General features: G+C 64.0%; 19 protein-coding genes and 1 pseudogene. 9 read left to right on the forward strand and 11 right to left on the reverse strand.

Annotated features, from left to right (window positions below; translation table 11 throughout):
• Nucleotides 1-45: 45 nt before the first annotated feature.
• On the reverse strand, nt 46-720 hold the full coding sequence (locus tag MUU55_RS27710; RefSeq protein WP_244764008.1) for a hypothetical protein: 675 nt from the start codon (nt 718-720) through the stop codon (nt 46-48).
• A gap of 195 nt (nt 721-915) precedes the next feature.
• Here MUU55_RS27710 and ftsE point away from each other — a divergent pair, with 195 nt between their 5' ends.
• The 4 genes from ftsE to MUU55_RS27730 all read left to right on the forward strand — a co-directional run bounded on the left by ftsE (nt 916) and on the right by MUU55_RS27730 (nt 4,222).
• Complete coding sequence (ftsE, locus tag MUU55_RS27715; protein WP_117371900.1) at nt 916-1,575, forward strand: cell division ATP-binding protein FtsE; 660 nt, start codon at nt 916-918, stop codon at nt 1,573-1,575.
• A complete protein-coding gene (locus MUU55_RS27720) occupies nt 1,568-2,575 on the forward strand; it encodes a cell division protein FtsX (protein ID WP_244764009.1) in 1,008 nt (335 codons plus the stop codon). Before ftsE ends, MUU55_RS27720 begins: the two co-directional genes overlap by 8 nt.
• Before the next feature lie 70 nt (nt 2,576-2,645).
• Nucleotides 2,646-3,359 carry a YdcF family protein gene (locus MUU55_RS27725; protein ID WP_244764010.1) on the forward strand — a complete coding sequence of 238 codons (714 nt, stop codon included), beginning with the start codon at nt 2,646-2,648 and terminating at the stop codon, nt 3,357-3,359.
• 74 nt (nt 3,360-3,433) lie between these two features.
• Nucleotides 3,434-4,222 carry a lysophospholipid acyltransferase family protein gene (locus MUU55_RS27730; RefSeq protein ID WP_244764011.1) on the forward strand — a complete coding sequence of 263 codons (789 nt, stop codon included), beginning with the start codon at nt 3,434-3,436 and terminating at the stop codon, nt 4,220-4,222.
• Here MUU55_RS27730 and MUU55_RS27735 read toward each other — a convergent pair whose 3' ends face one another.
• Nucleotides 4,223-4,774, reverse strand: coding sequence for a gamma-glutamylcyclotransferase (locus MUU55_RS27735; protein ID WP_244764076.1), 552 nt, complete (start codon nt 4,772-4,774; stop codon nt 4,223-4,225).
• 85 nt (nt 4,775-4,859) lie between these two features.
• On the opposite strand from MUU55_RS27735, the gene MUU55_RS27740 reads away from it, so the two are divergent.
• Nucleotides 4,860-5,867 carry a DUF2125 domain-containing protein gene (locus MUU55_RS27740; protein ID WP_244764012.1) on the forward strand — a complete coding sequence of 336 codons (1,008 nt, stop codon included), beginning with the start codon at nt 4,860-4,862 and terminating at the stop codon, nt 5,865-5,867.
• A gap of 2 nt (nt 5,868-5,869) precedes the next feature.
• On the opposite strand, the gene MUU55_RS27745 is transcribed toward MUU55_RS27740, so the two are convergent.
• Both MUU55_RS27745 and MUU55_RS27750 read right to left on the reverse strand, forming a co-directional pair.
• A complete protein-coding gene (locus tag MUU55_RS27745; protein WP_244764013.1) occupies nt 5,870-6,799 on the reverse strand; it encodes a prephenate/arogenate dehydrogenase family protein in 930 nt (309 codons plus the stop codon).
• Nucleotides 6,800-6,862: 63 nt separating this feature from the next.
• Nucleotides 6,863-7,612 carry a class I SAM-dependent methyltransferase gene (locus MUU55_RS27750; protein ID WP_244764014.1) on the reverse strand — a complete coding sequence of 250 codons (750 nt, stop codon included), beginning with the start codon at nt 7,610-7,612 and terminating at the stop codon, nt 6,863-6,865.
• Between the two features lie 89 nt (nt 7,613-7,701).
• Between MUU55_RS27750 and gloB the strand changes: the two genes are divergently transcribed.
• The gene (gene gloB, locus MUU55_RS27755; RefSeq protein WP_244764015.1) at nt 7,702-8,472 is read left to right on the forward strand and encodes a hydroxyacylglutathione hydrolase; all 771 of its coding nucleotides are present in this window, start codon (nt 7,702-7,704) and stop codon (nt 8,470-8,472) included.
• Between the two features lie 3 nt (nt 8,473-8,475).
• Here the strand turns inward: gloB and yddG are convergent, their stop codons facing one another.
• Together yddG and MUU55_RS27765 are read right to left on the reverse strand one after the other, a co-directional pair.
• A complete protein-coding gene (yddG, locus tag MUU55_RS27760; protein ID WP_244764016.1) occupies nt 8,476-9,354 on the reverse strand; it encodes an aromatic amino acid exporter YddG in 879 nt (292 codons plus the stop codon).
• A 38-nt stretch (nt 9,355-9,392) separates the two neighbouring features.
• A complete protein-coding gene (locus MUU55_RS27765; protein ID WP_425314239.1) occupies nt 9,393-10,184 on the reverse strand; it encodes a DUF3108 domain-containing protein in 792 nt (263 codons plus the stop codon).
• 242 nt (nt 10,185-10,426) lie between these two features.
• Between MUU55_RS27765 and rpmB the strand changes: the two genes are divergently transcribed.
• Both rpmB and MUU55_RS27775 read left to right on the forward strand, forming a co-directional pair.
• Nucleotides 10,427-10,720, forward strand: a complete 294-nt coding sequence (gene rpmB / locus MUU55_RS27770; RefSeq protein WP_244764018.1) for a 50S ribosomal protein L28 — start codon at nt 10,427-10,429, stop codon at nt 10,718-10,720.
• A gap of 153 nt (nt 10,721-10,873) precedes the next feature.
• Nucleotides 10,874-11,512 (forward strand): VUT family protein, encoded by a 639-nt coding sequence (locus MUU55_RS27775; RefSeq protein WP_244764019.1) that lies wholly within the window; start codon nt 10,874-10,876, stop codon nt 11,510-11,512.
• 123 nt (nt 11,513-11,635) lie between these two features.
• Here MUU55_RS27775 and MUU55_RS27780 read toward each other — a convergent pair whose 3' ends face one another.
• The 4 genes from MUU55_RS27780 to MUU55_RS27795 all read right to left on the reverse strand — a co-directional run bounded on the left by MUU55_RS27780 (nt 11,636) and on the right by MUU55_RS27795 (nt 16,326).
• Nucleotides 11,636-12,604 carry an esterase-like activity of phytase family protein gene (locus tag MUU55_RS27780; protein ID WP_280519162.1) on the reverse strand — a complete coding sequence of 323 codons (969 nt, stop codon included), beginning with the start codon at nt 12,602-12,604 and terminating at the stop codon, nt 11,636-11,638.
• Between the two features lie 55 nt (nt 12,605-12,659).
• Nucleotides 12,660-14,561 carry a cobaltochelatase subunit CobT gene (gene cobT, locus MUU55_RS27785; RefSeq protein WP_244764021.1) on the reverse strand — a complete coding sequence of 634 codons (1,902 nt, stop codon included), beginning with the start codon at nt 14,559-14,561 and terminating at the stop codon, nt 12,660-12,662.
• Between the two features lie 15 nt (nt 14,562-14,576).
• The gene (gene cobS / locus MUU55_RS27790; protein WP_117371913.1) at nt 14,577-15,575 is read right to left on the reverse strand and encodes a cobaltochelatase subunit CobS; all 999 of its coding nucleotides are present in this window, start codon (nt 15,573-15,575) and stop codon (nt 14,577-14,579) included.
• A gap of 118 nt (nt 15,576-15,693) precedes the next feature.
• Nucleotides 15,694-16,326, reverse strand: coding sequence for a J domain-containing protein (locus MUU55_RS27795; RefSeq protein WP_244764022.1), 633 nt, complete (start codon nt 16,324-16,326; stop codon nt 15,694-15,696).
• Nucleotides 16,327-16,440: 114 nt separating this feature from the next.
• Between MUU55_RS27795 and MUU55_RS27800 the strand changes: the two genes are divergently transcribed.
• Complete coding sequence (locus MUU55_RS27800) at nt 16,441-16,722, forward strand: BolA family protein (protein WP_244764023.1); 282 nt, start codon at nt 16,441-16,443, stop codon at nt 16,720-16,722.
• Here the strand turns inward: MUU55_RS27800 and MUU55_RS27805 are convergent.
• Nucleotides 16,723-17,445, reverse strand: a pseudogene (locus MUU55_RS27805) (transporter associated domain-containing protein); the annotation flags it as partial.
• Nucleotides 17,446-17,606 lie beyond the last annotated feature (161 nt).

Here is a 17,606-nt window from a genome sequence, read left to right on the forward strand (position 1 = left end):
AGCGGGCCGCAATCTGCGCAAAAACAAAGGTGCCGCTTAGCACAGTCAGTTGACCGGTGCACCCTCGGCGGGAAGTGAAACCGAGACTTTCGGTACTTTTCCGCCGCTGTGGGGTATGCGCAGCGCAAAGTGTTCGCTGGCGCCAGGGGCCAGCGTGCCCGTCTCCAGCGCCACGCGCCGGTGCATCGCCTCGCCGGCACCGTCGAGGATGATATCGACCGCCGTCACGGCCTGCGCCGAGTTAGTGCCGTTGTGCAGCCGGCCATATATGGCGAGCACCTTCATGCCGTTGCGGTCGTCGATGGTGGTGATGAGGTCGGCGATGTGGAGGCTGGCTTCGGGGCTGTCGCTTGGCAACGCCGCGCGCAACGCCGTCAAGCCGCCGGCATAGGCGAAGACGAAAATGACGAGCGTGGCGACGAGGCCGGCAAAGGCGCGGCCGGAAAGCAGCTGGAGGCCCGCCTCGCAGAGCCGTGCGCCTGTCGTGGCGATGCGCAGCAACATGTGCTGCACAGTAACGGGGTCCTGTGCCGTGTATTGCCGGCGAACATTGTCGTTGGAGGTGTGAGCGGCGGCGCTGCGGATCACCACGAAATCGGCATCGACCACTTCAAGCCGCGTCGGCGCGCGGCGCGCGTGCTTTTCCGCCGGCGTCTTCGGCTCGGGCGGCAGAAGGTCAATCCGGCCTTTTGCCTCGCGTCGTGCTTTGAAGGCGTTCATCGTGAACTCCCCGCTTCCCGTTTCCGCGCAAAATCAGGGGCGAAAAGTCGGGCATTGAATGAAATCCTTACGAAACGTAAACCATACTGGTTAATGCTTCGGAAACCTGACCGTGAAAGAGCCGCTTTCCTCTGCGACATCCGCTAGGATGGCGCCACGCGCTCAGGCGAACGCTCTTAGAAACCGGATTGACCCTTGATTCATTTCGAAAATGTCGGACTGCGCTACGGGATGGGGCCGGAAATTCTCCGCGACCTGACCTTCGATATTCCGCGCCGGTCCTTCCAGTTCCTGACCGGCCCGTCGGGGGCTGGCAAGACGACGCTGCTGCGCCTGCTGTTCCTGTCGCTCCAGCCGACGCGGGGCATCATCCGCAGCTTCGACCGCGAAGTCTCCACGATCCCGCGCGACGAACTGCCCATGCTGCGCCGGCGCATTGGCATCGTCTTCCAGGATTTTCGCCTGCTCGACCATCTGACGACCTATGAGAATGTTGCTCTTCCCTTGCGCGTGCGCGGCAAGGACGAATCGAGCTACAAGGCCGATGTGCTGGAGCTTCTGAAATGGGTCGGCCTCGGCGAGCGAATCAACGTGCTGCCGCCGGTTCTCTCCGGCGGTGAAAAGCAGCGTGCGGCGATTGCCCGCGCGCTCATCGACCGGCCGGAGCTGCTTCTGGCCGACGAACCGACCGGCAACGTCGATCCACCGATGGCACAGCGCCTGCTCAGCCTGTTCCTCGAGCTCAACAGGCTTGGTACGGCCGTCGTCATCGCGACCCACGATCTCTCGCTGATGGATCAGGTCGAGGCGCGGCGCATGATCCTCTCGCAGGGGCGGCTCGACATCTATGACTGACGCCCCCCGCGAGAGTGCCCAGGAAGGCCAAGCCGCCCGCCGGCCGGAAATGAAGGTGCGCCCGACGGCGCCTATCGTTCCGCCGTCGAACGTGTCCGGCAATGCGCTGATGGCCGTCATCGCCATCATGGCCTTCCTCGCCTGCCTTACCTTCGGCGCGGTCAACATGGTGCGGGCCACGGCGGCGAGCTGGCAAAGCCAGATTTCCCGCGAGATCACCATCCAGATCAAGCCTGACGATAATCTAGACATGGAGCAGGCGCTGAAGGACGTGCGCGATCTCGCACTCACCTTCTCGGGCACCCGCGATGGCACGATTGTCGATCGCGATGCGACGGCCCGCCTGCTCGAACCCTGGCTTGGCGAGGGTTTGAATCTCGACGAACTGCCGGTGCCGCGTCTGGTCATCATCACAATCGACGAACAGAGCCCGCCGGATTTCACCGCCATGCGCGCGGCGCTGTCGGCCAAGATCCCGCAAGCCTTCCTCGACGACCACCGTACCTGGGTCGACCGCCTCGTCGCGATGGCGCGCACTACCGCCTTTATCGGCACGGGTGTTCTGGTCCTCGTCTTCTCCGCCATGGTGCTGACGGTCGTCTTCGCGACACGCGGCGCGCTCTCGGGCAACCGCCATATCGTCGAAGTGCTGCATTTCGTTGGCGCAGAGGCGGGTTTCGTCGCGTCGGAATTTCAGAAGCATTTTCTGAAGATCAGCCTCAAGGGGTCGGTCGCCGGCGGAGCTTTGGCGGCTCTGTTCTTCGCGATTGCCGGTTTCTGGCAAGGGCGCTCCATCGCGACCCCGCAGAGCGACCAGGCGACGGCGCTGTTCGGCTCCTTCTCGATGGGGCTGACCGGCTATCTCGGCATTGCCGCGACCATCGTCGTCATCGCGCTTTTGACCACGCTGACCGCTCGCTTCACCGTGATGCGGACGATCCATGAGATCGACCAGATCCGCTCCGATCCGTCGCGCACCGACCAACTGCCCGACCAATGATCCGCCGTCGACGAACCATCGCCGCGAAACGGGCTAGCCGTTGCCGCAATCGGATTCTATGGACGGAATCATGAGCGGGTTTGAACGGGCAAAAGCGGGACTGCCGGGCAGTCTCCGGCCGGAGACGGAAGGGCGGCGGCGCAAGGGTCCCGTCCGCATCGCCGTGCGCGTTCTGCTTGCCATCCTCATCCTCGGCGCCGCCATCGGCCTTGCCGGTTTCCTGTATTTCGCAGAGACCGTCGCAACGCTTGAAGCGCCGCGCGATCCGAAGGCGGATGCCATCGTGGTGTTGACCGGCGGCTACCAGCGTATCGATCATGCGATCGGGCTGTTGAAACGCGGTGCAGGCGAGCGTCTGCTGATTTCGGGCGTGAATCCAACGACGAGCGGCAACCAGCTGCGCAAGCTCACGCAAAGCTCCTCAAGCCTTTTCGAATGCTGTGTGGATATCGGCTATGACGCCGTGGACACGATCGGCAATGCGAACGAGACGGCGCGCTGGATCAGCGATCACCGCTTCCGCCGCGTGCTGGTCGTCACCAACAACTACCACATGCCGCGCAGCCTTCTGGAATTGGAGGTCAGCGATCCTCAAACCGAATTCATCGCCTACCCCGTCGTCAATACGGATCTCAGGAATGGCAACTGGTTGCGCCAGCCGGGCGTTTTGAAAGTCATGCTGTCGGAATATCTGAAATACACTCTGGCCCGTGTGCGCGCCATGGCCGGCGCACGCAGCTGGTCGGGCCTCAGGGGCGATCTGGCCGGCATGTCGGGCGATTGAGTTCCGCGAACGGGAGTTCCCCCGCTCCCCAATATCGTGTAGGCGAAAAGACCGTTTCGCAGACAGGCCGCCCGATGATCGCTCTCCGCTCCGTGCTCTTCAACACCCTCTTCTACATGAACCTCATCGGACAGATGATCATCATGACGCCGGCCTATTTCCTGCTGCCGCGCAAGAAATCCTATGGCATTGCCAAGAACTGGGCGCGCAGCAACCATTGGCTCTTCGCAAAGATCGTCGGCACGACCTTCGAGGTCGAAGGACTGGAGAACATTCCCAAGGGAGCCTACATCTTCGCGCCGAAGCACCAGTCCTTCTGGGATGCCTATGCGCCGCTGCCATGGCTTGACGATCCCCTCTATATCCTCAAGCGGGAACTGACATGGATCCCGCTGTTCGGATTGTACCTGAAGAAGCAGCGCATGGTCCCGGTCGATCGCGGGGCGCGCGGCAAGGCGATGGCTGCCATGATGGCGCGCACCAAGGCCGAGATGAGCACCGGGCGCCAGCTCATCATCTATCCCGAGGGCACGCGCCGGGCGCCGGGGGCTGCACCGGAATACAAGTACGGCATCGCCCGCCTCTATCGTGATCTGCAGGTGCCGGTCGTGCCCGTGGTGATGCATCCCGGCCTGTTCTGGCCGCGGCGCACCACCATGCGCTATCCCGGCCATTTCAAGGTGCGGATCCTGCCGGCGATCCAGCCGGGCATGGAGCCGGATGCCTTCCTCGCGCATCTCATCGATGTCATGGAAACGGCGAGTGATCGGCTGCTGGTCGAGACCGTCGAGGCGAACCCATCGCTGCCGCTGCCGCCCACGGTCGTCACGCGTCTGGCGGAGTTGAAGGCGCGGACGGCCTGATCAGGCCGTCGCAGGGCCGTGAAGCCTGTCCGCCTTGCGGCCGACATCTTCCAGCCAATGATCGCGGATGCCCATTTCGCGCAGATGGACGAGCGTGCTGCGGACATAGTCGATGTTGCGGCCGGATTTGCCGACGGCGGAGCTGACGGTGATCGCCGCCTCGTCGGCCGTGACGGATGCGGCAAACTGGTGGTGCGCGCGGTCGCAGATGTAGACGAGGGTGGTGATGCGCCGCCCGTCGCCGAGCGTCGCCGGCAGGGTCCGTTCCTTGTAGACATGGGTCACCAGCTCGCGCTCGCGCAGATAATCGGTCACGGGCGCCCGGCTTTCCGGTGCAACGCGAAAGGCGACGCCCCGGCAGGAGCCGCCGCGGTCGAGGCCCAGCACGAGCCCCGGCTTTTCCTCGGTGCCGCGATGCACCCAGGAGCGGACGCACAGCGACCTGCGGAAACCGTAGAGATGGGCGGGCTGCCGCTCCTCGAATTCGAATCCCGGATTCCACATCAGCGATCCGTAGCCGAACACCCAGAATTCGTTCATATCCACCGTCACGAACACCAACTCTCTAAAAGCCGCCGCAATTGCCAGCTTTGTCGCGGCTGCGGGCAAATCATATCCGCCACCATTGGAGAACATCATGGCATCGTCAAGCCGCACGGACGCTTCCGGCGTCACGCGCAAAATGATCCGGCTCGCCGTTGCCGTCATTGTCGTCCTGGTGCTCTATACGGGCGGATGGTTCTACGCGGCAAGCTGGGTGAAGACGACGCTCGATCGGGAGCTTGCTGCCTCCGAACAGGGCCTGCATTCGGCCTCGTGCAGTAATCTCGATGTACGCGGTTTCCCCTTCCGCATCGGCCTGTTCTGCGATTCGGTTGCCTTCGACGATCGGGCGACCGGCCTTTCGGCGACATTCGGCGCCCTGCGCTCGGCCGCACAGGTCTACCGGCCGGGGCATGCGGTTCTCGAGCTCGACGGCCCGGCACAGGTGCGCATCACACCCGATCTGGTCTTCGATGCGGACTGGGACCTGCTCCATGCCAGCGCAACGGCCTGGATTGATGGTCTCAACCGCGCCTCCGTCGCCTATGACGGGCTGAAGGGCAGGCTGAACGTACCCTCCGAGGGCGTCTCGGTCGGGATTGCCGCCACCCATGGCGAAAAGCACGTCCGCCAATCCGGCGATGCACTGGATGTTGCCGCCTCGTTCGATGCGCTTTCGCTCGATCTCGGCGATAGCGTCCTGCCGCCGCTCGATGTCGCCGTCGATATGACGATTGCCGATGCCGCCCGGTGGATTTCTGCCGAAGGGCCGCCGGCCGATGCGCCGCGGGGTGCAAGTGCGGAGCTGCGCCGGCTGTCGCTCGATCTCGGCGATGGCAAGGTGATGGCTCTGTCCGGCCCGCTGAAGGTCGGCGACGACGGCTATCTCTCCGGCACACTCGATCTCGACATCGCGGGCATATCCGTCTGGCGGGACCGGATTTCCGAGGCATTCCCGGAGATCGCGGAGACGGCGGCGCGAGTGGCGCAGGCAATCGAGGGCCTGTCGAAGGGCAATGACCGGGCGGTGGTGAAGCTCAAGGTCGAGGATGGCACGGTTTATCTCGGGCTCTTCCCGATTGCCTTCATCCCGCCTTTCTGAAATCAGCGCTTCTTATCTTCAACCGGACGGCCGAAGTTCGGTGCTGCGGTATCCTGGCCGGCGTCGATGATCGAGCGGCGGATGGCGCGGGTGCGGGTGAAGAGGTCGAAGAGCTTTTCACCGTCCCCCCAGCGGATAGCGCGCTGCAGATAGGCGAGGTCCTCGGAAAAACGCGAGAGCATTTCGAGGATCGCATCCTTGTTGTGCAGGCAGACATCACGCCACATGGTCGGGTCGGAGGCGGCCAGGCGCGTGAAATCGCGAAAACCCGAAGCCGAATATTTGATGACTTCCGATTCGGTCACCGTCTCAAGATCGTCGGCCGTGCCGACGATGTTGTAGGCGATGATGTGCGGCAGGTGCGAGACGATGGCGAGCACCTTGTCGTGGTGCTCCGTATCCATCTCGTCGACCTTGGAGCCGAGCGCCTCCCAGAAGGCGGCGAGCTTGCGCTTGGCGTCCTTGTCCGTGCCGTGCACGGGCGTAAGGATGCACCAGCGGCCCTGGAAGAGTTCGGCGAAGCCGGCGTCCGGGCCGGAATGCTCCGTGCCGGCGAGGGGGTGGCCGGGAATGAAATGTACGCCCTTCGGGATGTGCGGCAGCATCTGCGCCACGACCGAGGCCTTGGTGGAGCCGACATCGGTGACGATGGCGCCCTGCTTCAGGTGGGGCGCGATCTCCTCCGCCACCTTGCCCGAGGCGCCGACGGGCACCGAGACGATGACCAGATCGGAGCCTTCGACGGCCTTGCCGGCATCGTGCACATAGTCTGTACCGAGTTCCAGCTCCCGCGCGCGATCCAGCGTTTCCTGGCTGCGGCTGGAAATCGTGACGGTCTTGGCAAGGCCCTTCGCCTTGACGGCGCGGGCGATGGACGAGCCGATGAGGCCGATGCCGATCAGCGTGATCTTGTCGAAATGTCCGTCCGTCATGCCGTCGTTCCCTAGCCGTGTTCCTGTTGGCTCTAGCGGGCAGGCCCGGTTTTGTCGAGGGGATCAGCGTCCGGCGCGGTCGCGCGTGGTGGGCACCCCCTGCGGGGCGATGACAGGTACGAAGACGCGGCGCGAGGCGCGGGCGGCGACGGGCAGGCCCTGATACAACCGTTTCTGTGCCTCCACGATGATGACGCCGGAAAACATCGGCCAGAGCATGCGCCCCATTCTTTCGAAGACACCGCGCAGCTTCAGCACGCTGCGCAATTTCGAGGGCGGGAAGAAGAGCGCCTCGGCACTGGCGCCGGGGGTGAAGTTGGTTTCGCGCAGCAGCGCGGTGAGCTGACGGCGCGAATAGGGCCGACCGGAGCCGAAGGGCGTGTGCTCCATGCGCGCCCAGACACCGCGCCGGTTTGGCACGACGATGACGAGCCGCCCGCCCGGCGCCAGCACGCGCCAGAGTTCCTTCATCGTCTCGCGCGGATTTTCGGCGAATTCCAGCGAATGCACCATCAGCACGCGATCGACGGAGGCGTCCGGCAGCGGCAATTCCTCGTCGAAGACCAGCGCCGTCGAGGACAGTTCCGACGGCGGCCAGTTCACCGCGCCCTGGCCGGCCGGCATGAAGGCGAAGGTGCGCTCGGTATCGGCGCGGAAACGCTCGAGATAGGGCACGGCATAACCGAGTCCCACCAGCCGCTCGTCCGGCAGGCGCGCCCAGAGCGAGGTCAGCGCCATGGAAATCGAATGATCGGCGAGGCGCCCGAGCGGCGAGTGGTAGAATTCACGGAGGTCGACGATATCTGCATGCATGCCCTGCATGTTAGTGGGCGGCCGGTGGACTTCAAGGCCGATTGCCTTACATTCGCGCCAAAACCGAACGTCATGCCAAGGACTATGCCATGCCTTCTCTGGAAATCGATCTCTTCGCCTGCCGCAGCGACAATTTCGGCGTGCTGCTGCACGATCCGGTTTCGGGAGCAACGGCCAGCATCGATGCGCCCGAAGAGCAGGCGATCCTCGATGCGCTGGAGCGACGCGGCTGGGCGCTCAGCCACATCCTCACCACGCACCACCACAACGACCATGTGGAGGCCAACCTGGCACTGAAGGCGCGTTTCGGCGTCGAGATCATCGGCCCGGCACGCGAGGCGCCGCGCATTCCGGGCATCGACCGCAAGGTGGATGGTGGTGATGTGTTCGACTTCGCCGGCCGGCGCGTCGAGGTCATTCTGACGCCGGGCCATACGCTCGGCCATATCTGCTTCCACCTGCCGGAGGAGAAGTTGCTCTTCGCTGCCGATACGCTGTTTGCGCTCGGCTGCGGCCGCCTCTTCGAAGGCACGCCGGCGCAGATGTGGGATGCGCTCGCCCGCCTGGCAAAGCTGCCGGAGGAGACGACGGTCTATTTCGGACATGAATATACGCTGTCCAACGCCCGCTTTGCCCTGACCATCGATCCTGAAAATACGGCATTGGTGAGCCGTGTTGCGGAGATCGAGAAGCAGCGTGCTGCCGGTGCCTTCACCGCGCCGACGACGATCGGCCTTGAAAAGGTGAGCAATCCGTTCCTGCGGGCCGCAGATCCCGCGATCCGCCGCCATCTTGGGATGGAGGGGGCGAGCGATGCCGAAGTCTTCGCGGAGATTCGTGCCCGGAAAGACCGTTTCTGAGGCTCAGGCCGGCACAGCGCGTCTGCGAAGGATCATATCCTTGGCGGCGAGTACGGCGCCGCCGGTGACGAGCAGGCAGGCAAGGCCGATGCTCCAGGACGGTTCGGCAAAGCCGCTGAGGATCAGGACCAGGGTCGAGAGCAGCGGGGCGGCATAGCTGGCCGCGCCCAGAATCTGGATGTCGCCGTTCTTGACGCCGAAATCCCAGACATAGAAGGCGGCTCCGACCGGCAAGAGGCCGAGGCCGGCGACGGCGAGCCACTCGAAGCTCGTCTGCGGCCAGATCGTGGTTTCCAGCATCAGATGGCAGATCAGCGAGAGGATCGACGTGGCGAGGCAGAAGCCGGTCACGACATCGGTCGAAACGGCCTCGAAGCGTCGAGTGGCGAGCGAGTAGCCCGCCCAGGTGAACGCGCAGAGGAAGGCGGCGCCATAGCCGACGAGATAGGCGCTGTCGAAATCGAAGCCGTTGCGGCCGACGATGAGCGCGGTGCCGCCAAGGCCGAGCAGCGTGCCGACGACATGGTTCCACTTCAGCGTTTCTCCCGGCAGCAGCGCCGAGCCGGTGACGATGAGCAGCGGCCAGAGATAGGCGATCAGGCTCGCCTCCACCGCCGGCGCGTTGCGCAGCGCCGTGAAGTAGAGGAAATGATAGCCGAAGAGGCCGAGGATGCCGGTAAGCCAGACTTTTGCCGGCTGCCTCAGCTTCGCGATGCGCTCGGGCCGCGTTGCCAGCACGAAAAGGCCGGGCAGGCTGCCGATCAGAAAACAGACGGCCGAAAGCTGGAACGGCGGCATTTTCCCCGAGGCGGCGGTGAAGAGGGCGAGCAGCGCCCACATGAGGATCGCCGTAAAGCCGATCAGGGTTGCACGCGTCTTCAAGGCCGGTCACTCCACGGGTCGCGACCCCTGGAGCGATGTCATTCGCCGAAGCGCGTGGCCGAGACGGTGACAGGGCCGAGCGAGGTCGGAATCTTCACATAGACCGGAGCATATACATTCGCCGCCTCGGCCTTGGCAAACCAGATTTCCATCGTGCTCAGCTTGCGCAGATATTCCACGTCGTGACGGCCCTTGCGGTAGCCGGACTTGGGCACGAAGCGGATGCCGCAGACGACGGCATCGCCTTCAAAACCCTTTGTGGAATAGGGTCTGGTGCCCTTGGAGCTCAGCTTCAGGTCCATGCGGGACTCGCCGTCGAAGATCGGCAGCGTCTTGGGGCAGACGCGGCCGCTGGCGGGAATGATGAGGCCGGAAATCGGATCGAGAACCGCACGCATGTCGGCCTTGGAAACGGCGACCCAGTTCTTCGGCTTCTTGCGGGGCGGCGTCATGCTGGCGGTGACAACATTGCCGTTGCGGAAAGTGACGTCGATGGCGCGGCTGCGTTTGCCGCTCCGATAATCGACGCTGTAGCTGGTGGCGTGCAACCTGCCACGACTGACGATACCGGAAACCGATGTCGAGCCGTGGGTGCTGGAGAAGATGTCGGCAAGGCCTGCCGATTGCATGCTGCCGGAAATCTTGTAGCGGTCGCCGTTGAACTGCGAGCGGAAGGTGGCGGTCGCGACCGGCAGGCCGGACAGGCGGATGCTGTAATCCGTGCGGTGCTCGATTTCGGCCGAGGTGGCGGGCGCTGCGCTCACGGCATAGAGAAGCGACAGAGCCGCACCAGCAATCCAAGTCTGCCCGTTCATCCTGACGACTCCCATTGAGACGCTCCGCCTAATCGGCCAATGCGGCGATTCTACGCCGTGGCCCAATCCTGATGTCGTTGCTATTGCCTGCAAATCATGGCTTTTGGCAACTGAATTCAGGCTGAACGGCAGGTTTGGCTTGACGTCGCCGGTGAGTGTGACTATAGAACCGCGACTTCTCAAAAAGGCCAGATGGACTGCGGCCGGTTTCGGTGCCGGAAACGTATTGTCCAGAACCAAGAAAAAATAGGTGTACCATGTCCCGTAGTTGCGAATTGACCGGCAAGGGCGTCCAGTCGGGCAACAATGTGAGCCACGCAAACAACAAGACGAAGCGCCGGTTCCTGCCGAACCTGTGCAGTGTCACGCTGATTTCCGACGCCCTCGGCCAGCGTTTCCGTCTTCGCGTTTCCGCTGCTGCCCTGCGTTCCGTCGAGCACCGCGGTGGCCTCGATGCCTTCCTCCTGAAGGCTGAAGAAAACGAACTGTCGATGCGCGCTCGTCTGCTGCGCCGCCAGATCGCCAAGAAGACCGCTGCCGCTGCTGCCTGATTTCAGGCATTAAGCCAGATCGTTTTCATTGAGGCTTGACCGGTTTCCGGGCAGGCCTCAATGCTTTGCGCTGATATCATGCAATTTCAGGCGAGGCATCGCTTCGGAATTGTCCAGAGCACTCCAACTGGTGGCATCACCCAGGATAAAAAAATGCTAGCGAACCGCATTACCCTTCTCTACGTCCTCCTGATGACGGCCGTCGTCGTCGCCTCCAACGTGCTTGTGCAATATCCCCTTTCGGGCGAGTTGCTGGGCATCAATCTCGGCGACCTCCTGACCTATGGTGCCTTCACCTATCCGGTCGCCTTCCTTATCACCGACCTCACCAACCGCCAGTTCGGCCCGCGCGTTGCACGCCGCGTCGTTGCAGCCGGTTTTCTGGTCGCCGTGGTCTTCTCCTTTGCCGTCGCCTCGCCGCGGATCGCCATCGCCTCCGGTTCGGCCTTCCTGCTTGGCCAGCTGCTCGATATCTCGGTGTTCAACAAGCTGCGCCGGCAGACCTGGTGGCGCGCGCCGCTCTTCGCCTCGCTGTTCGGCTCGGTGCTGGACACGCTGGTCTTCTTCTCCTTCGCCTTCGCGCCGGTCTTTTCGATCTTCGGCCCGAACGATGCCTTCGCCATCGAATGGGCACCGATTCTCGGCGTTCTCACCACGGAAGCCCCACGCTGGATGTCCTGGGCGCTTGGCGATTTCAGCGTGAAGGTGCTGGTCGGCTTCGTCATGCTGCTGCCTTACGGGGCGCTGATGAGCAGGCTGAAGCCGATGCCGGGTATCGAGAAGGCAGCCTGAGCGGCGGCCTTCGCCACACCCACCGTCGTCATCCTCGGGTTTTTAACCCGAGGGTCGACCATGATGGAGGAGAGGGCGGTGCGCTTCTAGCACCAGCGGGCCGCCCGCCCGTACCGGTGGCTTTTATTTTGCCTGGGGCAGGCGGAATTCCAGCATCAGATTGCGCTGAAGAATGGAATGGTTGTCGTCGGAGACGACGATGATGCGGATGTCGTCGTCCGCCATCTTCACGACGTCGAGGCCTTCCATGTTGTCGATCTGGTGGCTGAGGTCTACGTCGATCAGCACATCGCCGTCGACAACGGCGCCCGGACGGATTTTCGTGCCGTCGATGCGGCGTATGCGCATGCCGACACCGTCGGACAGGCGGAAACGGCGCTCCAGCAGCAGCATGTCGCCATCGGGTAGAAAGGCGCCGTCCGTGATGTCCCACGGGTCATTGCGAACGACGGCAAAGGGACCGGCCAGCGGACCGTCCAGAACAGCGGCAAGCACATTGCCATCGGCGTCGAGGCTGCGTTCGGTGACGGCGACAAGCGTGGCCCCGAGCGGCCCTGTCTCCGGCGACATGGCAAGGGTTTCCATGCCCTGATTGTTACGCATCTCCTTGCGCGGGAAGGGCAGCGGGAGTGAGCGGGTCGGCCGGGCGCCCATGAAGCCGGGATCCGGGTAGGCATCGATGCGGTGGAAGACCTCGTAGCTGACGAAGACCTCGCCCTTGCCGATGGCGAGCCCCTCGGCATCCATCTGGTACTTGACGTTTTCGTCCTGTCCCGCGCTGTTGAACATGGAGCGGGTCTTGAGGTCCGCCAAGCCGCTCAGCCGCCCTTCGTCATCGCGTTCGATGCGGCCGGTCAGCCAGTGACCCGTGTCCAGGACGGCGACGAACGTTTGGTGGTCTTCGCGAAACCGGATGGCCGAGAGGGCGCCGAGCAGCGGGTTGCTCGAGGAGTAGCCGATGCCGCCGAGGAATTCGAGCTTGCCGAAGATACGCTTGTCCGAACCTATGGCGAATTCGGAGAAGGCGCGGTTGACGACGGGAAGGCTGACGATATCGGCGGTGGCGAGCCCGACAAGCGACAGGGAAAACATGGCGGACAGGGCGATGCCCCGCAGGAGGCCCGCATTGCGTCGCCGTGGCTTGCGTTCAGCCGGCACGGCGACGACCGGCGGGACGCCGGCTGGTCGATTCGTCGGCAAAGAGCGAGGCGAGTTGCTCGGTCATGGCGCCGGCCAGTTCGTCCGCGTCGACGATGGTGACGGCGCGGCGATAGTAGCGCGTCACGTCATGGCCGATGCCGATCGCCAGAAGCTCGACCGGCGAGCGTGTCTCGATCTGTTCGATGACGGCGCGCAGATGCCGCTCCAGATAGTTGCCGGGGTTCACCGACAGTGTCGAATCGTCGACCGGCGCACCGTCCGAGATCATCATCAGGATGCGGCGCTGCTCGGGGCGGGCCAAAAGACGGTCATGCGCCCAGATCAGCGCCTCGCCGTCGATGTTTTCCTTGAGCAGGCCTTCGCGCATCATCAGGCCGAGATTGCGGCGCGCGCGGCGCCACGGCGCATCGGCGCTCTTGTAGATGATGTGGCGCAGGTCGTTGAGGCGGCCGGGGGATTGCGGCTTGCCGCTGCCCAGCCACTTCTCGCGCGACTGGCCGCCCTTCCAGGCCTTGGTGGTGAAGCCGAGGATTTCGACCTTCACGCCGCAACGCTCCAGCGTACGCGCGAGGATATCGGCGCAGGTGGCGGCAACGGTGATCGGCCGGCCGCGCATGGAGCCGGAATTGTCGATGAGCAGCGTCACGACCGTATCGCGGAAGGTGGTGTCCTTCTCGCGCTTGAAGGAGAGCGGCTGCATCGGATCGATGATGATGCGTTGCAGGCGGGCGCTGTCGAGATAACCCTCTTCGAGGTCGAATTCCCAGGCGCGGTTCTGCTGCGCCATCAGGCGGCGCTGCAGGCGATTGGCGAGGCGGCCGACTGCGCCCTGAAGATGAGCGAGCTGTTTGTCGAGGAAGGCGCGCAGGCGGTCGAGTTCCGCCTCGTCGCAGAGTTCTTCCGCGGTGATCGTCTCGTCGAATTCCTGCGTGAAGACGCCGTAATCGACCTTCTCGTTGAAATCGGAGAAAGGCTGGTTCGGGCGGCGCACTTCGCCGGGCTTTTCCGTCTCGTCGCCATCGTCGTCGACGAGGTCGTCGTCGGAGATCTCCGCGCCGTCCATCTCGCCTTCGTCCATCTGCTCGTCGGACGTTTCGTTCTCGTCGGCGGGTGCCGAGTCGTCGCCGGCCTCTTCCTGGCTGTTGTTGTCTTCCTGCTCGTCGCTGCGCGGCTGGTTCTCGTCCTCGGGCGTCTCGGAATCGTCCGGCTCGCTTTCATCCTCGCCGTACTGTTCGGCGACGTTCATCGAGGCGAGCATGTTGCGCACGACGCGCGAGAAAGCCTGCTGGTCGTTGATGGCGGCGGTGAGGCCTTCCATGTCCCTGCCGGCCTTTTCCGTGATGAAGTCGCGCCAGAGATCGAGCACCTGCCCGGCGGAGGCGGGCGGGGCCTGTCCGGTCAGCTTTTCGCGGACGATAAGGGCAACCGCCTCCTCGAGCGGTGCGTCGGCCTGGCGGGCTATCGCGCCGAAATTGGCCTTGGCGTATTTCTCCGTCAGCATGACGCTAAGGTTCTGCGCCATGCCCTGCATGCGGTTCGAGCCGATCGCTTCGACGCGCGCCTGCTCGACGGCGTCGAAGATTGCACGGGCGTCCGCACCCTGTGGCGACATGGTCGCGTGGATGCGGGCGTCGTGGCAGGCCTTGCGCAGCGCCATGGAGTCGCCGAGGCCGCGGGTGATCGCGACTTCGGTCGGTGAGGGGCGCTTGGAAAGTTCCGGCAGGCGGATACGCTCGCCGGTCATGCCGGGACGCTCGTTGGCGAAGGAAACCTCCACCTCGCCGTCGCCGGCCACGGCGCGCACGCAACCGCTTACGGCGCGGCGGAACGGCTCCATGTCGACCACGCCGCCGGGCCTCGGCTTCGAATTGTCACCGCGAGCTGCCATGCGCTTTACCGGGCCTTAGGCCGTCGCCTCCAGGACGATATTGGCGGCACTTTCCTTCAGCTCGACGCCGAAGGCGCGCTGGTAGAGTTCGGCAACCAGCGTGCGTTCCAGTTCGTCGCACTTGTTGAGGAAGGTGACGCGGAAGGCGAAGGCGATGTCGCCGAAGATCTCGGCATTCTCGGCCCAGGTGATGACCGTGCGCGGGCTCATGACCGTCGAGAGGTCGCCGTTGATGAAGGCGGCGCGGGTGAGATCGGCAACGCGGACCATGCGCGAGATCGTGTCGCGGCCGTCCTTGCCGCCGGAGAGGCGCTTGACCTTTGCGGCGACGATGCTGACTTCGTGGTCGTGCGGCAGGTAGTTCAGCGTGGTGACGATCGACCAGCGGTCCATCTGCGCCTGGTTGATCTGCTGCGTGCCGTGATAGAGGCCCGTCGTGTCGCCGAGGCCGACCGTGTTGGCGGTGGCGAACAGGCGGAAGGCGGGGTGCGGGCGGATGACGCGGCTCTGGTCGAGCAGCGTCAGGCGGCCGGCGGATTCCAGCACGCGCTGGATGACGAACATCACGTCCGGGCGGCCGGCATCGTATTCGTCGAAGACGAGCGCGACATTGTGCTGGTAGGCCCAGGGCAGGATGCCGTCCTTGAATTCGGTGACCTGCAGGCCGTCCTTGACGACGATGGCGTCCTTGCCGACGAGGTCGATGCGGCTGACATGGCTGTCGAGGTTGACGCGCACGCAGGGCCAGTTGAGGCGGGCGGCGACCTGCTCGATGTGGGTCGACTTGCCCGTGCCGTGGTAACCGGACACCATGACGCGGCGGTTATGGGCAAAGCCTGCGAGAATGGCCAGCGTCGTTTCGCGGTCGAACAGGTAGTCCGGGTCGAGGTCGGGCACATAGGCGTCCGCCTTGGAGTAGGCCGGGACACGCAGGTCCGTATCAATGCCGAAAACCTCCCGGACAGATACAGTCGTATCGGGGAGGTTGGAAATATCGAGATCCATCTTGCTCATCACGTCTCCGCGGGCGGCGGGTTCTCCTCCACCCCAATACCTTAGTGCTCGCCGACCATGCCTTTTGCTTGACCGCAGAAGGACGATACCGGGCGATTCCGCCCGGCCGCCAAATGCTCTAGCAGAAGCCGGCCTGCTTTAACAATTGATATGCTTGGATGACCGCGCGAAAACGCTCCTCCGAGCCTCTATCTCCGCCATTTGCATCCGGGTGATGCTTTTTGACAAGCGTTTTGTAGGCGGTCTTGATGTCGTCGCCCGTCGCATTGGCCGCAAGTCCGAGCGTGTCGAAGGCCTTCGCCTCCAGCGTCTTCAGTTTTCGCGCCCGCGGCTCCATCTGCGGCCGGCGGCCCTTGCCTTCGTTGAAAAGGCCGAAGGGATCGCGGATGCGCTGATTTGCCCCGGCCGAGCCGGAGCGTGCAGAGCCCTGCGCCGGACCGTTCTTTGCGGCCTTGTTGACGCCGATCGTCCAGGTCGGGCGGTGGCCGGTGATGGCCTCCTTCTGGTAGCGCGCGATCTCGCCGTCGGAGAGGCCGGAGAAGTAGTTGTAGCCCTTGTTGTATTCCTTGACGTGCTCGAAGCAGAACATGAAATACTGGCCGTCGGCATTGCGGCCGACGGGGGCGCGGTGTTTGGCATTCTCTTCGCAGCCATCCCACTGACAGGTCGGCGCGGAGCGTTCGGGACGCTCCACGCGCCGCTTCGTGCGGATGCGGTCGAAGTATTTGGAATCGAGTTTCATGCCGCACATTATGGGGGTGCGGAGGGCCCGCAACAAGAATTGACAAAGCGGAATGTTGCTGGCTTTGTGGAACTATTTTGTTGCGTTGCGGCGCGTGATTTTCCGGCCGCCGAAAGTTCGCTTATGTCCATGAAATCCAGCATCACCGCGAAGCTCGACGCGGCCTTTTCGCCCGAGCGGCTCGAAGTCATCAACGAGAGCCATCTGCATGCCGGCCACCAGCCCGGCTACGACGGCGAAGGCGAGACGCATATGCGCGTGCGCATCGTCGCTTCGGCCTTTGCCGGCATGGGCCGGGTGGCGCGGCACCGGGCGATCAACGATCTGGTGAAGGCGGAATTCGACGCGGGGCTGCATGCGCTTGCTGTCGAGGTGACGGCGCCCGGCGAGCCGACGCGCTGGTGATCAGGGTTTCGCCGGCTCGGGTTCGAGCGGGCGGATGCGCAGCTTGGTGATGCGGTTCTTCACACGCTTCATGACGATGAAGCGCTTGCCGTGGAAGGTGAAGGCCTGGCGCTCCTCGGGGATCGATTTCGATTCATGGATGACGAGGCCGGCGATCGTCGTGGCCTCCTCGTCCGGCAGGGTCCAGCCGAAGGCGCGGTTGAGGTCGCGGATGGCCACGCCACCATCGACGACGAGCGACCCGTCCGCCTCGCGGCGCACGCCCTGCAGGTCGATGGTCGCCTCGTCCGAGGTGTCGCCGACGATTTCCTTCAAAATATCCTGAAGCGTGACGACGCCCTGGACCTCGCCGTATTCGTCCACCACGGTGGCAAAATGCTCCTGCCGGCGCAGGAAGGCGGCAAGCTGTTCCTTCAGCGTCGTCGTGTCCGGTACGAACCAGGGTTTTTGCGCGACCTTGGTGATGTCGAGGTTTTTCGGCTCGACGCCGGGTTCGGCGAGTGCGCGTAGGAGGTCTTTGGCGTGCACCACGCCGACGATGTTGTCGACCGAGCCCGCCCAGAGTGGCATGCGCGTATAGGGGCTTTCCAGCACGGCCTTGACGATCTCCTCCGGCGGGTCGTCGGCATCGAGGCCGCGCATCGTCGTGCGGTGGATCATGATGTCGGAGACTTCGAGCGCGTCGAGGTCGAGCATTCCAAGCAGCTTTTCGCGGTCGGGCTTTGCCGCCGCACTTTCCGCCTGCCGCCGCTCCCCCTCCGCTTCGCGGGCTTCCTGATGCGTGCGCCACAGCGTGGCGAGCGGTGTCCGGAAGCGGAAGAGCAGGATGGCAAGCGGGATCAGGCCGAGAACCGCAACGATCAGCAGCCACGGGAAGGGGGCGA

The sequence above is a fragment of the Shinella curvata genome (assembly GCF_022899935.1).
Classification (GTDB): domain Bacteria; phylum Pseudomonadota; class Alphaproteobacteria; order Rhizobiales; family Rhizobiaceae; genus Shinella; species Shinella curvata.

What these genes read in the sequence shown, in the direction of transcription:
- MUU55_RS27710 (WP_244764008.1), bottom strand. Translation starts at nt 720, where the DNA reads ATGAACGCCTTCAAAGCACGACGCGAGGCAAAAGGCCGGATTGACCTT.
- MUU55_RS27720 (WP_244764009.1), top strand. Translation starts at nt 1,568, where the DNA reads ATGACTGACGCCCCCCGCGAGAGTGCCCAGGAAGGCCAAGCCGCCCGC.
- MUU55_RS27725 (WP_244764010.1), top strand. Translation starts at nt 2,646, where the DNA reads ATGAGCGGGTTTGAACGGGCAAAAGCGGGACTGCCGGGCAGTCTCCGG.
- MUU55_RS27730 (WP_244764011.1), top strand. Translation starts at nt 3,434, where the DNA reads ATGATCGCTCTCCGCTCCGTGCTCTTCAACACCCTCTTCTACATGAAC.
- MUU55_RS27740 (WP_244764012.1), top strand. Translation starts at nt 4,860, where the DNA reads ATGGCATCGTCAAGCCGCACGGACGCTTCCGGCGTCACGCGCAAAATG.
- MUU55_RS27745 (WP_244764013.1), bottom strand. Translation starts at nt 6,799, where the DNA reads ATGACGGACGGACATTTCGACAAGATCACGCTGATCGGCATCGGCCTC.
- MUU55_RS27750 (WP_244764014.1), bottom strand. Translation starts at nt 7,612, where the DNA reads ATGCATGCAGATATCGTCGACCTCCGTGAATTCTACCACTCGCCGCTC.
- gloB (WP_244764015.1), top strand. Translation starts at nt 7,702, where the DNA reads ATGCCTTCTCTGGAAATCGATCTCTTCGCCTGCCGCAGCGACAATTTC.
- MUU55_RS27765 (WP_425314239.1), bottom strand. Translation starts at nt 10,184, where the DNA reads ATGGGAGTCGTCAGGATGAACGGGCAGACTTGGATTGCTGGTGCGGCT.
- rpmB (WP_244764018.1), top strand. Translation starts at nt 10,427, where the DNA reads ATGTCCCGTAGTTGCGAATTGACCGGCAAGGGCGTCCAGTCGGGCAAC.
- MUU55_RS27775 (WP_244764019.1), top strand. Translation starts at nt 10,874, where the DNA reads ATGCTAGCGAACCGCATTACCCTTCTCTACGTCCTCCTGATGACGGCC.
- MUU55_RS27780 (WP_280519162.1), bottom strand. Translation starts at nt 12,604, where the DNA reads ATGTTTTCCCTGTCGCTTGTCGGGCTCGCCACCGCCGATATCGTCAGC.
- cobT (WP_244764021.1), bottom strand. Translation starts at nt 14,561, where the DNA reads ATGGCAGCTCGCGGTGACAATTCGAAGCCGAGGCCCGGCGGCGTGGTC.
- cobS (WP_117371913.1), bottom strand. Translation starts at nt 15,575, where the DNA reads ATGAGCAAGATGGATCTCGATATTTCCAACCTCCCCGATACGACTGTA.
- MUU55_RS27795 (WP_244764022.1), bottom strand. Translation starts at nt 16,326, where the DNA reads ATGTGCGGCATGAAACTCGATTCCAAATACTTCGACCGCATCCGCACG.
- MUU55_RS27800 (WP_244764023.1), top strand. Translation starts at nt 16,441, where the DNA reads ATGTCCATGAAATCCAGCATCACCGCGAAGCTCGACGCGGCCTTTTCG.